A 12333-nucleotide genomic window follows, 5' to 3' on the forward strand; every position below is an offset into this window, starting at 1 on the left:
GAAAAATTTTGTTCAGTAATTAGGAGGGATAGAGAATGCTGCAAGAAAGAATTTTTATTTTTGCTTTTAATAGATCCAGCGAAGGTTATATCAGCCCGGATTCTTGCTATCGAGGTTACTTTGATGGACAAGATTTTATCCCTAGAAAAATCGGTTATTGCGAATCAATAGAAGAACTTTATGAATATGATTATGTTCAATTTTTCGGAGATAACGGCGCTCAAATGCATATACCAAAACGTGAATATCGAGATCTACTTGAATCGATGAAAAGTTCTTATTTAGAGGTTTTTGGAAAAGAACAAATATCGCTATTTTAATTAAACTTGAACATGAGGAGTATCTACAATTGAAACATTATGTTAAGCAAAGAATGGGGTTGGTGATTTGAATAATAAGTTATGGCAATTTCAAGGGCACAATGTTACAGCTACGCGATACCATTTCTTGTTGGTTGGAAATGATTATGAGCAAACATATCAGATTATAGATATTAGAAATGGTCGTGTTATTTTTCAAAACGATGATGAGGACGAATGTTTAAGCCGAATTATTCTATTGGGTGGTATCGATAGTTACAATACGAAAGTTATCGACAATTTTTCCTAAGCATTCCACCGGAAGTAGTTACTGAACAATTTGAGGAAATTGGAGGTTAGTGATGAACCAACAAGAATTTGAAAATTTCATTGAAAAACATGAAGAAGAAATTATCTTTCTTGCAGAACTTACAGGCATAAGTGTCGAAGCCTTTAAAGATAGCCTGAGGAATCTAGTCGTAACTTTTGATGTAATTGTAGATAATGCAATGAAAATTTTTAACACCATGAACGAATTTATTACAGAAATAGATATTGAAAAAATGGAACGGATGATAAACAAAAGGCAAATGTTATACAAATTAGATTTGAAAAGGCCGATGATTAAAAATCAAGTTATTAATAGGAAACCTCGTCACCTTATAAAGAAAATCATTTATTAGTGAAATAAACAAACAAGGTAGGTGCTGCACATGTATGAATGGTTGCGGGATTACAGCAAAATAGAAGATGATATTGCGCGCCTAGAATTTAATCTCGAACAATCGCAAAAAGAATTAAAGCGTTGGGTGCAAGGCGACTTAATGGGTGTAAAACTAACTGCTGATTCAGACGGTGCCAAACTTGAAGAACGTATTGAACGCATTAAAAATGAATTACAAATCAAAGAAAAAGAACGTGAAAACTTCATTAAGCTCATTAGTAAATTCAAAGGACTGGACCACAAGATCCTAAAACTAAAGTATGTGGATGGACTGACACTTGAAGACATCGCAGAGGAATTAAACTACAGTGCCAGCTACATATATAAGAAGCATGCGGAAATTGCTAAAATGATTCGTTTCGCACACGAAATAAAACTTTCACTTTACTGACACCCAGTAAGTTGAATAGAATCTATTGAAAAACCGTTATATGATGGTAATGTCAAAAAGCGCACGGAAATGCGTACAAAATTTCCTTACAATAATCGGCGTTCGCATGTACGGTTGATTCTAAGAAACATGCATACAACTTAATAGACGATTGCGGAGTCGTCAACACTACGGAGAGGCTATCGAATTGGTAGTCTCTTCATTGTTCCTTTTATGCAACAAATAATGTATAATCTACTAATATTTGTTGTAGAAGGAGCATGTTATGGAAGATATAGTATTAATTGAAATTGAAGCTTGGCAGTTATTATTAGTACCGTTTTTTCTAGGTTGTTCTCTATTTGTTATTGCTATGATTATGAAAAGTTCATCTAATGACAAAGAGAGAGCTAATAAAGAGGAAAAAGAAAAGGAAAAAACATTTACCGGATGGATTAAAAAGAAAGATATTTTATATTGGTTGTTACTATTTTGTCTTGGAGCAATCAGCCTATTTACTTATCAATATAGTGGCGATAAGAATGTAATTAGTCATTGGGGATTTGCAGGTACTATTGTTTCAATTATTTTAGCTGTAGTTGCTATAGGTTTTACATTATTTCAAACCTTGTCAAGTAACCTTTCTAGTGAAAAAATTGCAGAAGCAGCATTTAGAATAGAATCCGTTAGTAAAAATTTAGACTATAAAAGAATATCTGAATCTAGTGAAATAATGAACAAATCTGCAACATATTTAAAAGAACAAATACCTCTTATTAAAAATGAAATAGAGGAATTAAAAAAGGGGCAAGAAATTCAAAATTCAAAATTAGGTTTACTTGATGATTACTTTGATACTAATCAAAACAATTCAACCGCACATCTTTTATCTTTAGAATCTTATTTTAGTAATGTCTTCCCTGAATTAGGATTGGTACCACAAGTTTTGAATTATGCTTTCTTAAATTCTATTTATTTGAATATAGATCTAAGTAAGGAAGATAAAAATAAATTATATCGCATTTTAGCTGATGTTAGAATTAGTGATGGGATGACTAATGCAAAGGAAAAATGGACTTACGTCAGGGGTGCTAATATGGGTTCTGCCGGAAGTGTCCAAGCATATTTAACTAGCTTAGGTATTAATAAAATGTTTGAAGAATTAAAATCAAGTGACCAAAAAGAATTTATTAGTCTTATGGAGAATAGTTTAAAAGAAAATATAGGGTATCTTAATGCTGTAGAAAAGTTTTTAGCAGACATTGGGAGTAAAACTGATTAAGCTAGTTCATTAATTTGAGCTGGCTTTTTATTATGCAATTAATTATGAATTGTGGAGGGCTATGGAATGAAATTAACTAAACAAAATTTAATCAATACATTTAAGGCAGCGCGTGAAGAAGAAGCATCGTTTGTATTTGTGGGCATTGAAGCAGAAGGAATCAAAGAAGCAATCGCGGTGCCAACGATTTCATTTGATGCTAAAGAACAATTTTATATGAATGCGTACAGTGATGAATTAGTCCATGTGATGAATAGTAAGGTGCGTATCTTTGGTCTTTCATTCGGTAGTGCTACAGCAATACATGACATCATTTAATTGGGGAGGGCTGAACAATGATTGTTAAATCAATTACAGTTAAAGAAAGACCACCAGTAAATATTAAACCACCATTCACTAAAAACTAGGAGGGATGAACGATGTCGAGAGTAGGAGATATTTCAATCAACTTAAACTTCGATGACAAATCTAAATTAAAGCTACGAGCAATCGCAAAGCATGCTGGTGCGTTGGCTGATGAGTTGGATGCAATCGATTCCAATGAATGTACAGAACTATCGACAAAGCAAATTGAAATACTAGAACACATGTTGGAACTTAAAAGACTAAATGGAATGTCTATTTGTTTATGTGATGTTGAGCGTGTTCTTAAACTAGATGATGAACTTCCAACAAGAATAGAAGGCAGTGAATAACATGGAACCAATTTACGCAAAGTGTAACAAGTCATGCGGTCACAAGTTTTATGTCGAACACTTTAATAAAGAAAAACTTCATAACTCAATCGAAAAGACATACTTCACCTGTCCTAGCTGTGGACGTGAGTATGTCTGTTTTTATACAGACGAATCGATACGTAAGCTTCAAGCCAAGATGCGAGAGTTACACCGCAAGATGAAGTGGGCTAATGGTGACATGCTAGAGCAGTTGAAGCAAGAAGAGTCTAAGCTAAAGGCAGACATCAAGGATCGCATGGATACCATCAAACATGAGATGGCAGCACATGAACAGTAAACCTTTACGTCCATGTAACAAGCCCGGATGTGGACAGCTAACTCGTGAAGGCTACTGTGACCTACACAAGACAGCCAAAGCTGAAAACAATCGCTATTACGATAAGTATCATCGAAGTGACCGAAGCAAACAATTCTACCATTCTGCAGCTTGGAAACGAGCACGGGATTTGATTCGAATTCGTGATAACGGATTGTGTTTTGAATGTCTCAATCAAAAACGAATCACAGTCGGAACCATAGTGGATCACATCATTCCAATCAAACAAAACTGGAATAAAAGATTAGATGAAGATAATTTACAACTACTTTGTCAGTCATGTCACAACAAGAAGACAGGTTTGGAGAGAAAAGAGGGATAGCCCCCCTCTATTTCACTTTACTTAGCGAAAGCGTCCTACACCGGATGTCCGTTTTCCGCGCAGAAAAACCCGTTTTTAAAATATTTTTCTGAAATCCAACGAAATATGAAAGTGAGGTGATAGTATGGCAGGTCGAAATAAGCAGCCGTTGCAAGTGATTCTAGGGAATGGTCGGTCTAAGCATTTAACAAAGGACGAAATAAAAAAGCGTCAAAATCATGAAGAAAAGATGCGCGGGCCTACAGAAAATATTGAAATTCCAACGTATTTAACTGCAACACAAAAAAAGGAATTTACAGATATTGCTGAAAGGCTTGTGGCTCTTGAAATATTTAGCGAGCTTGATGTTGATTCGTTAGCAAGATACTTGGACTCAAAACATCAGTATTTACAGCTGGTGAAAGATATACGAAAAATAAAGCCAACTGAAACAATCGAGCAGGAAAACGGTAAGAAAATAGTGATTGCAAATGAGGATTACCCAAAACTACAACGTACCAAAAATACATTGTTTAACGAATGCCGTTCTGCAGCTGCTGATCTTGGTCTTACTATTACATCTCGCTTGAAATTGGTTATCCCTTCCCCTTCAACTGTGGAGGGCAAAAGCGAGGCGCAAAAGCGGTTTGGTGATAGGTTATGAATTGGGTTTTAGAACGTGTATTTAATTATTGTGATGATATTATAAGCGGAAAAATTAAGGCTAGTATTAAACATAAATGGGCCATACAACGCTTCTTAAAAGACTATGAGGATTGTCAAAATGATGACAGTCCTTTTTATTTTGATGAAGAAGTGGCCGAGGATTTCTATTGGTGGGCCAATGAGTTTGAACACGTTGAAGGTGTATTAGCAGGTGAAAAGGTTCAACTTAATGATTTCCAACTCTTTATATCTGTAAATATCTTTTGTTTTAAAAAGAAACGAAATGGTGCCCGTCGTTTCCGTAAAGTTTACATTCAACTAGCACGTAAAAATGCAAAATCTCAATTCTTAGCAATCGTAGGTTCATACATTGCCTTCCTTGGTGATGAAAAACAACGTATGTACATTGCTGGATGGCAAAAAGACCAATCAGATGAGGTATATATTGCTGTTCGTGATGGAATTAATTCGAGTGATCTACTTCAAGGAAGATGGAAAGAAGCATACGGAAAAATTGAAGTTTTTAACAATGGTTCTGTCATTGTTCCTTTATCACGCGAGACACGTAAAACAGGTGATGGTAAAAACCCATCAGTAGGAATTGTGGACGAATACCATAATCATCTTACATCTGAAATATATGATGTATTGCTTTCAGGGATGGTTGCTCGTAAGGAGCCTTTGATGTTTGTCATTACTACAGCAGGATTTGATTTAAGTCGGCCATGTTTTGTTGAATACCAATATGTATCGCGTATTTTGAATCCCGATGATGATACAGAGAATGATGATTACTTTGGCATCATTTGCGAATTAGATCCAGGGGATGACATTAAGGATGAGAGTAATTGGATTAAGGCAAACCCTATTGTAGCTACATACGAAGAAGGACTTGCCTCTATTCGTTCTGATTTAAAAACTGCTTTGGATGTCCCTGAAAAGATGCGGTCATTCTTAACAAAAACAATGAATATATGGGTGGACATGAAAGAAGGGGGCTACATACCTGCGAATAAGTGGAAAGCGGGTGAAATCGAAGCCTTCGAGATGAATGGCCGTGATGTTTATATAGGAGTCGATTTATCTAAAAAGATTGACTTAACTTCAGTAGGATATGTTTTCTCTACAGAATATGGTTTTCATGTTGGACAACACTCGTTTATGCCTGAAGAAGCATTAGCAGAGCGAAGAGCAAAAGATAAAGTGCCGTATGATGTTTGGATAGAGGAAGGTTGGATGGATGTTACTCCTGGCGCGGTAGTCGATTATAGCTATGTAGAGCAGTGGATAATGGATTTCATTAATAACAATGAATTGAATGTTATTCTATTTTGCTACGATCCATATGGTGCCACACAATTTGCTCAAAACATGGCTAACTATGGGCTAACAATTGTTGAAGTCCGACAAGGTTTCCCTACATTATCCGAGCCTACGAAGGAATTTAGAGACTACGTGTATCAAAATAATGAACATCAAAAGAAAATCACTCATGTTGGTGACAAAGTATTATCTTGGGCAGTCGGTAATGCAATTGCTGAAATGGCAGCTAACGAGAGTATAAAGCTTTCAAAATCAAAGTCGCGTGAGCGAATAGATCCTATTGCTGCTGTTATTACAGCATTCGTCCAAGCAAGATATGCAACATTTGAAAGTGGAGATGGAAATATCAGCTTTATTTCTATTCATGATTTATAGAAGGAGGTGAGAAATTGAAACTATGGCAACGAATTAAAACTACAGCGTACTTGGCATATGCAGGAGCTAGTACAGGTTGGAAGGGTTCCACATGGGATTTCTCCAATTGGTTTGGACGAACCTTTTGGGGAATCGACAACAGCCAATTAGCAACGAATGAAACGATATTTAGTGTTATAAGTCGGCTTGCTAATACAATTTCAGCACTACCTATTAAATTACATCAAAATTACGATGTGATACAAAACGATATTTCAGATGTACTCATAAATGAACCAAACCAAAATATGAGTAGCTTTGATTTATTAAATGCTTTAGAAGTAAGCAGAAATGAAACTGGTAATGGCTACGCGATTATTTTACGTGATATACGGCTGCGACCAAATGAAATTGTTCCACTGGATTCATCGTGTGTTACTGAATTTATCAATAAAGATGATGGTTTACTTTGGTATCAAGTTAGAGGCGAGCAACAAACAATGTATGTTGCAAATACCGATATGCTTCATGTAAAACACATTCGTGGTCCAGCACGCATACGGGGTTTATCGCCACTAAAAGTATTGGCCAACACTATTAAGTACGATAAAGCTGTTCAAGAATTTAGCTTATCTGAAATGGAGAAAAAAGAATCGTTCATTTTGAAATATGCAGCTAATGTTGATACAGATAAACGGGATCGTATTATTGCAGATTTTAAACGATTTTATGCAGAAAATGGTGGTATCTTATTCCAAGAACCTGGTGTCGAATTAACTGAACTCAAAAAACAATATTTTGCATCCGATACATTGGCATCAGAGCGGATAACGCGCTCAAGGGTAGCCAATGTTTTTAATGTGCCAGTATCCTTCTTAAATGATGTGGAAGGCGGAACAATGGCATCTAATGAACAGTTAATGATTCAATTCGTAAACATGACGTTGTTGCCGATTGTACGCCAATATGAACATGAATTTAATCGGAAATTACTAACGAAAGCTGACCGAAAACAAGGAATGTACTTTAAATTCAACCTTGGAGGTCTTTTGCGAGGCGATACAGCTGCTCGTACAGCTTTTTATCAAGCAATGATACGTTGTGGTGCAATGACACCAGATGAGGTACGAATGCTAGAAGATTTAGCCCCTAAAGGAAGTATGGCTAGCGAACTATGGATTTCGGGTGACTTATATCCACAGGAAATGGATCCAGTATTGCGTAAGTCCTCTGCTGCTACCTCAACTACTGTGGAAGGAGGTGATAAAGGTGAATAAAAAGAAAACATTTTTTGATGTTAAAGCATCGGTTGATGGTAAGTCAGCAGATGTTTTTATTTTGGGCGAAATTACACCTTATGCATGGGAAGAATTTGGTGAAATGTCGTCTGTTGCATTCAAAGAAAAATTAGATATGGTTGGCGAAGTAAATGAACTCCATGTATATGTAAACAGTCCTGGTGGTTCTGTATTTGAAGGAATTGCAATAGGAAACATGTTGAAGCGACATAAAGCTCGTACAATCGCACATGTAGATGCTTTAGCAGCATCAATCGCTAGTGATATTGTTTCTTGTTGTGATGAAGTACGAATGCCTTCTAACGCAATGTTGATGGTTCATAATGCTATGATGGGTGCTTTCGGAAATTCAAACGAATTACGAAAGGTTGCTGATGATTTGGAACGCATTAATGAAATGCAAGTAGAAACATATATAGCTAAAATCGGTGGAAAAACATCTGAAGAAGAAATTCGACGCATGATGGACGAGGAAACTTGGTTATCAGCACAACAAGCGTATGATATTGGTCTTTGTGACGTTATAGAAGGTCCTAACCAAGCCGTTGCTTTAATTGATGACAAGCATAAAGGGACTTTTAGAAATATGCCTTACGCTTTAAAAGAAATGGTTTTAGATTTTTTATCAAATGAAGAACGCGATGCTATTATTGCGGATTCGAAGGCGAATCTAACTTACTTAAAATCTATTAATATAATCTAAGGAGGGCATTTAAATGCCGACATTATACGAATTAAAACAAAATATGGCCACTATTGGTCAACAAGTAGCGAAAATTGATACAGATTTAACAGCAAAAGCAATTGATCCGCAGGCAACACGTGAGGAAATTAAAGCTTTACAAGAACAAAAAGCAGATATGCAAGCTCGTTTTGATGTGATTAAAGCGCAACATGACCAAATGGAGGATGAACAAAAAGCGAAGTTTGCTCAAAATCCACTAGCTCAAATTGATGATCCGAAACAAAAACGTACAGAAGCGTTTGCAACTTTGGTTCGCTCAACTGTGCGTAATCGACCTGTTGAACAAGAGGTTTATGCTGCATTAGGAGATAATACAAGTCCAGCAACTGGTGGCGAAAAGTTCTTACCGAAAACAGTGGCACAAGAAATTATCACTGAGCCATTAGTAAAAAATCCAATGCGTGACTTAGTAACTGTGACAAGTGTGCCGAATTTAGAAATCCCAAAACTATCGTACACGATTGATGATGATGATTTCATTGCGGATACTGAAACAGCAAAAGAATTGAAACTAGAAGGTTCAACAGTAACGTTTGGCCGTTTTAAATCTAAAGTATTTGCAGGCGTATCAGAAACTGTCCTTGCAGGCACTCATACAAATTTAGTATCACATGTTGAAAATTCATTACGATCAGGTTTAGCTGCAAAGGAGAAGAAAGTACAGTTTGCTGCATCACCAAAAGCGGGTGAAGAACACATGAGCTTCTATTCAACTCAAAACGCTATTAAGAAAGTAGAAGGAGCTAATTTATACAAAGCAATCAAAGCTGCAATTGCAGACTTACATGAAGATTATCGTGAAAATGCAAAAATCGTAATGACTTTCGCTGATTACTCAACGATTATTGAAACACTAGCAAATGGTAATGCGACACTTTATGCTGCACAACCTGAACAAATTTTAGGTAAGCCAGTTGTGTTTGTAGATGCTGCAACAAAGCCAATTGTTGGTGACTTCTCATACGCGCACCTTAACTATGATCTAAATGTCTTATACGAAACAGATAAAGATGTTAAAACAGGTGTAAATGCATTTGTTCTTACAGCATGGTTTGACCACCGAATTAAATTAAAATCTGCATTCCGTATCGCAGAAGTAACTCCTACTCCTTAATAAAAGGAATAGGGGTTTTTATTTTAACGAAAGAAGGTGAACTGCATGTACAAAGTAATTAATCGATTTCAAGAAAAAAACCATGACGGCCATGTTTATGAAGTGGGTGACAACTATCCAGCCGATGGTAAAAAGCTAAATAAGGCACGTGCTGAGGCTTTAACAGAAGTCCATGAAGAATATGGGGTAGCATTCTTAAAAGCTGTAGAGGAGCCTAAAAAGGCTACTTCAAAGCAAACGCCTAAAGAGCCTTCCACAGATGAAAAGAGTGATGCTTAATGGAGTTACTGGATGAACTAAAAGAATATTTGCGAATTGATGGGGATGATGAAAATCGTTCCCTTTCTACTTTTATTCAATCAGCACAGTACTACCTTGAAAATGCAGGGGTTAAGCAGCCAACTGACTACTATTTGTCTGTGGAGGGCAAAGAGGTATTTGCACAGCATCGTTTAGCTGTTATGATGCTCGCTACACACTTTTATGAGAATCGTATAGCAAATACGCCTTCCACAATTAAAACGGCTCAACAGCCTATTCCATACGGTTTACAGTCGATGATTCTGCAATTGAAGTGGGTGAATCCTGATGAACTATCAGTACAACAATAATGCTGCTCGTTTAAATAAACGTGTTACGTTCTATAACCCACCAGGACAAATTGTAAATGGTTGGCCTAGTCAAGATTGGACTCCATATAAAAAGTTATGGGCAGAAGTGAAGTCGCAAAAAGGTTACAAAGTATTTAATTCAGATGCTACCCAATGGCAAGGTAAACGTGTTGTTGGTATTCGTTATCGAAACGATATTCATGAGGAAATGCGTGTTGAAATAGCAGGTAAGCTTTATGAAATTGAATCGCTAGTGAATGATGATGAACGTAACCAGTGGCTCACAATCATTGTTATGGAGGTGTTGTAAGTGCGCCTAGAAATGCAAGGAATGGAAGCTATAATGCAGAATCTGTTGAATCTACCACTAGAAGAAGCTGATGAAAACAGAGCTATTAATAAGGCGGCTAAGATTGTCAAAGAAGCTGTTATTGAAGAAGCGCCTGTAGATGATGGAACATTAAAGTCGAATATCAAAGCTAAACGTGCAAAAGATGGAGAAGCTAAGGTTCACACTGGAGGAGCTTATCATTCGCATTTAGTTGAGTTCGGACGTTCCGCAGGAAGTAAATACGCTTTGAAAAATGGCAAGCGTCAATTAGTAACATGGGGAGCTACAGCACCAAATCCATTTTTCACACGTGGTCTTGAAAAAAGTAAAGATACTGCAATAAATGCTATGGCTGATGAAATTAAAAAGGTGTTGAGATTATGATTGATATTGTTGAACATATTCCAAAAACACTTTCGTCATTAAACTTGCCAGTCATTTTTAACAGCGTTCCAACAGGTTCCAAAATCCCAGATCAATATATTACGTTCTTAGAAGTTAATGCAAATCCATCTTTTGAAGCAGCAGATAGAGAGTTAGAAACAGAACGACTTATACAAGTCAACGTTTGGTCAAAAACCAACTACTATCAGCTTGTGGAGGGCATCAAAAGATTAATGGAATCAGCAGGCTATGAACGAACATTTGAATACGATGCACCAAAACAAGAAGGCGATTCGCACTTTAATAAAGTGATACGATTCGTCTTTTTTGATGAATATTAAAATATTAGGAGGTCATGTAAATGGCAGCTACAACGGTAAATGAAAAACCACAGAAAATAAGTTTAAAAAGAATTCACTACGCACTTCTGACAAATGAATCAACTGAAACATGGGGTGACGTTAAAACATTAACGATGCCTATTTCTTTAACTTTAACACCTAACTTTTCAGAAGCATCACTAGATGCTGGAGATCGAGTTGTTGACCAAGAATCACAAATGGACTCTATTACGATTGCAGGTGAAACAGCAGATTTACCAACAGAAGTATTGATTGATTGGTACGGCCATAAAAAGTCTGCAGATGGTGGTATTATCACAAACGCAAATGATACACCAAATGCAATTGCTGTCGGTTTTGAATCAGGATCTAAATTGGTCTGGTTATTAAAAGCTAAATTAAAGCCAGGTGAAGAATCGAACGCTACACGTAAAAAAGGTGAAACAAACTATAAAACATATCCATTCAGTGGTGAGGCGTTGCCTTTGATTGATGGAATCATTAAACACACAGTTGATACACGTGACACAGGCGTTACAGCAACCGCTGAAACATTCTTTGCCTCTGTGAAGAAACCGACAGATGCAGTACCTACACCTTAATTCAGAAGTCCTTTCGAGGGCTTCTTTTCTTTTAAATAAAATTACGTAACTAACGAAAAGGATGGATGAAAAATGCAAATTACAATGTTGATTGATGGAAAAGAGAAAACTTTTACTAACGATTTTATTAAAGCGCGAGTATTTCGAAATGCATTGAAAATGAACGAAAAAATGAAAGAAGCAGGAAATGAAATTACTTTAGATACATTCGATGACATGATTGGTTTTGTTGTGAGTGTTTTCGAAAATCAATTCACGGTGGACGATATGTGGGATGGTATGGAATTGGGACAATTACAATCAGATTTAATGCGTGTATTCAACAGCGTACTTAATATTGGTGGTCTTGAAACAGCGCCTTCCACAGATGATGAGGGAAAGTAAGTAATCTAAGTCCATATCAAAGCATCAAACAATTTTATAAGAGCTTATTAAAAGAAGGTTATAAGTTACATGAAATTGATGAAATGGACATTCATTTTTGGTTCGAACTTTCAGATGAATATGAAGAAATAGAAGAAGTCACAGCCGACGA

Annotated in this window: 20 protein-coding genes; all 20 read left to right on the forward strand. The window is 36.4% G+C overall.

Annotation, left to right across the window (positions count from 1 at the left end; genetic code table 11):
* The first annotated feature begins 35 nt into the window (after positions 1-35).
* The 20 genes from NSQ74_RS22970 (at position 36) to gpG (ending at position 12182) form a co-directional block, all read left to right on the forward strand.
* Positions 36-320: a hypothetical protein gene (locus NSQ74_RS22970; RefSeq protein ID WP_340823346.1), complete on the forward strand. Its 285-nt coding sequence runs from the start codon at positions 36-38 to the stop codon at positions 318-320.
* 67 nt (positions 321-387) lie between these two features.
* Positions 388-609, forward strand: coding sequence for a hypothetical protein (locus NSQ74_RS22975; protein WP_340823347.1), 222 nt, complete (start codon positions 388-390; stop codon positions 607-609).
* Between the two features lie 52 nt (positions 610-661).
* A complete protein-coding gene (locus tag NSQ74_RS22980) occupies positions 662-982 on the forward strand; it encodes a hypothetical protein (protein WP_340823348.1) in 321 nt (106 codons plus the stop codon).
* A 30-nt stretch (positions 983-1012) separates the two neighbouring features.
* Positions 1013-1414 carry a hypothetical protein gene (locus NSQ74_RS22985; RefSeq protein ID WP_340823349.1) on the forward strand — a complete coding sequence of 134 codons (402 nt, stop codon included), beginning with the start codon at positions 1013-1015 and terminating at the stop codon, positions 1412-1414.
* 265 nt (positions 1415-1679) lie between these two features.
* On the forward strand, positions 1680-2675 hold the full coding sequence (locus tag NSQ74_RS22990; protein ID WP_340823350.1) for a hypothetical protein: 996 nt from the start codon (positions 1680-1682) through the stop codon (positions 2673-2675).
* Positions 2676-2741: 66 nt separating this feature from the next.
* The gene (locus NSQ74_RS22995) at positions 2742-2993 is read left to right on the forward strand and encodes a hypothetical protein (RefSeq protein WP_340826569.1); all 252 of its coding nucleotides are present in this window, start codon (positions 2742-2744) and stop codon (positions 2991-2993) included.
* 101 nt (positions 2994-3094) lie between these two features.
* Positions 3095-3370, forward strand: coding sequence for a hypothetical protein (locus NSQ74_RS23000; RefSeq protein ID WP_340826570.1), 276 nt, complete (start codon positions 3095-3097; stop codon positions 3368-3370).
* 308 nt (positions 3371-3678) lie between these two features.
* Entirely contained in the window at positions 3679-4050 is a 372-nt protein-coding gene (locus NSQ74_RS23005) for an HNH endonuclease (protein ID WP_340826571.1), read from the forward strand.
* 124 nt (positions 4051-4174) lie between these two features.
* The gene (locus NSQ74_RS23010) at positions 4175-4693 is read left to right on the forward strand and encodes a phage terminase small subunit P27 family (protein WP_340826574.1); all 519 of its coding nucleotides are present in this window, start codon (positions 4175-4177) and stop codon (positions 4691-4693) included.
* Positions 4690-6393: a terminase large subunit gene (locus tag NSQ74_RS23015; RefSeq protein ID WP_340826575.1), complete on the forward strand. Its 1704-nt coding sequence runs from the start codon at positions 4690-4692 to the stop codon at positions 6391-6393. Before NSQ74_RS23010 ends, NSQ74_RS23015 begins: the two co-directional genes overlap by 4 nt.
* Positions 6394-6407: 14 nt before the next feature.
* On the forward strand, positions 6408-7649 hold the full coding sequence (locus NSQ74_RS23020) for a phage portal protein (RefSeq protein WP_340826576.1): 1242 nt from the start codon (positions 6408-6410) through the stop codon (positions 7647-7649).
* The gene (locus NSQ74_RS23025; protein ID WP_340826577.1) at positions 7642-8373 is read left to right on the forward strand and encodes a head maturation protease, ClpP-related; all 732 of its coding nucleotides are present in this window, start codon (positions 7642-7644) and stop codon (positions 8371-8373) included. Before NSQ74_RS23020 ends, NSQ74_RS23025 begins: the two co-directional genes overlap by 8 nt.
* Positions 8374-8386: 13 nt before the next feature.
* A complete protein-coding gene (locus tag NSQ74_RS23030; RefSeq protein WP_340826578.1) occupies positions 8387-9529 on the forward strand; it encodes a phage major capsid protein in 1143 nt (380 codons plus the stop codon).
* Between the two features lie 45 nt (positions 9530-9574).
* Positions 9575-9808, forward strand: coding sequence for a hypothetical protein (locus NSQ74_RS23035; protein ID WP_340826579.1), 234 nt, complete (start codon positions 9575-9577; stop codon positions 9806-9808).
* Positions 9808-10140 carry a head-tail connector protein gene (locus NSQ74_RS23040; protein ID WP_340826580.1) on the forward strand — a complete coding sequence of 111 codons (333 nt, stop codon included), beginning with the start codon at positions 9808-9810 and terminating at the stop codon, positions 10138-10140. The genes NSQ74_RS23035 and NSQ74_RS23040 overlap by 1 nt, the downstream gene beginning before the upstream one ends.
* Entirely contained in the window at positions 10118-10450 is a 333-nt protein-coding gene (locus NSQ74_RS23045) for a phage head closure protein (RefSeq protein ID WP_340826581.1), read from the forward strand. Before NSQ74_RS23040 ends, NSQ74_RS23045 begins: the two co-directional genes overlap by 23 nt.
* Positions 10451-10855: an HK97-gp10 family putative phage morphogenesis protein gene (locus NSQ74_RS23050; protein ID WP_340826583.1), complete on the forward strand. Its 405-nt coding sequence runs from the start codon at positions 10451-10453 to the stop codon at positions 10853-10855.
* Positions 10852-11196: a hypothetical protein gene (locus NSQ74_RS23055; RefSeq protein WP_340826584.1), complete on the forward strand. Its 345-nt coding sequence runs from the start codon at positions 10852-10854 to the stop codon at positions 11194-11196. Before NSQ74_RS23050 ends, NSQ74_RS23055 begins: the two co-directional genes overlap by 4 nt.
* Before the next feature lie 20 nt (positions 11197-11216).
* Positions 11217-11798, forward strand: coding sequence for a major tail protein (locus NSQ74_RS23060; protein WP_340826586.1), 582 nt, complete (start codon positions 11217-11219; stop codon positions 11796-11798).
* A gap of 72 nt (positions 11799-11870) precedes the next feature.
* Positions 11871-12182: a phage tail assembly chaperone G gene (gene gpG / locus NSQ74_RS23065; protein WP_340826588.1), complete on the forward strand. Its 312-nt coding sequence runs from the start codon at positions 11871-11873 to the stop codon at positions 12180-12182.
* Positions 12183-12333: the final 151 nt, after the last annotated feature.

The sequence above is a fragment of the Lysinibacillus sp. FSL W8-0992 genome (genome assembly GCF_038008685.1).
GTDB lineage: Bacteria > Bacillota > Bacilli > Bacillales_A > Planococcaceae > Lysinibacillus.

Bases quoted from the DNA above. Each gene is read 5' to 3' on its own strand.
- NSQ74_RS23040 (WP_340826580.1), top strand. From the start codon at position 9,808: ATGGAGTTACTGGATGAACTAAAAGAATATTTGCGAATTGATGGGGAT.
- NSQ74_RS23005 (WP_340826571.1), top strand. From the start codon at position 3,679: ATGAACAGTAAACCTTTACGTCCATGTAACAAGCCCGGATGTGGACAG.
- NSQ74_RS22980 (WP_340823348.1), top strand. From the start codon at position 662: ATGAACCAACAAGAATTTGAAAATTTCATTGAAAAACATGAAGAAGAA.
- NSQ74_RS22985 (WP_340823349.1), top strand. From the start codon at position 1,013: ATGTATGAATGGTTGCGGGATTACAGCAAAATAGAAGATGATATTGCG.
- NSQ74_RS23010 (WP_340826574.1), top strand. From the start codon at position 4,175: ATGGCAGGTCGAAATAAGCAGCCGTTGCAAGTGATTCTAGGGAATGGT.
- NSQ74_RS23035 (WP_340826579.1), top strand. From the start codon at position 9,575: ATGTACAAAGTAATTAATCGATTTCAAGAAAAAAACCATGACGGCCAT.
- NSQ74_RS23060 (WP_340826586.1), top strand. From the start codon at position 11,217: ATGGCAGCTACAACGGTAAATGAAAAACCACAGAAAATAAGTTTAAAA.
- NSQ74_RS22990 (WP_340823350.1), top strand. From the start codon at position 1,680: ATGGAAGATATAGTATTAATTGAAATTGAAGCTTGGCAGTTATTATTA.
- NSQ74_RS23030 (WP_340826578.1), top strand. From the start codon at position 8,387: ATGCCGACATTATACGAATTAAAACAAAATATGGCCACTATTGGTCAA.
- NSQ74_RS22995 (WP_340826569.1), top strand. From the start codon at position 2,742: ATGAAATTAACTAAACAAAATTTAATCAATACATTTAAGGCAGCGCGT.
- NSQ74_RS22970 (WP_340823346.1), top strand. From the start codon at position 36: ATGCTGCAAGAAAGAATTTTTATTTTTGCTTTTAATAGATCCAGCGAA.
- NSQ74_RS23045 (WP_340826581.1), top strand. From the start codon at position 10,118: ATGAACTATCAGTACAACAATAATGCTGCTCGTTTAAATAAACGTGTT.
- gpG (WP_340826588.1), top strand. From the start codon at position 11,871: ATGCAAATTACAATGTTGATTGATGGAAAAGAGAAAACTTTTACTAAC.
- NSQ74_RS23015 (WP_340826575.1), top strand. From the start codon at position 4,690: ATGAATTGGGTTTTAGAACGTGTATTTAATTATTGTGATGATATTATA.
- NSQ74_RS23000 (WP_340826570.1), top strand. From the start codon at position 3,095: ATGTCGAGAGTAGGAGATATTTCAATCAACTTAAACTTCGATGACAAA.
- NSQ74_RS23055 (WP_340826584.1), top strand. From the start codon at position 10,852: ATGATTGATATTGTTGAACATATTCCAAAAACACTTTCGTCATTAAAC.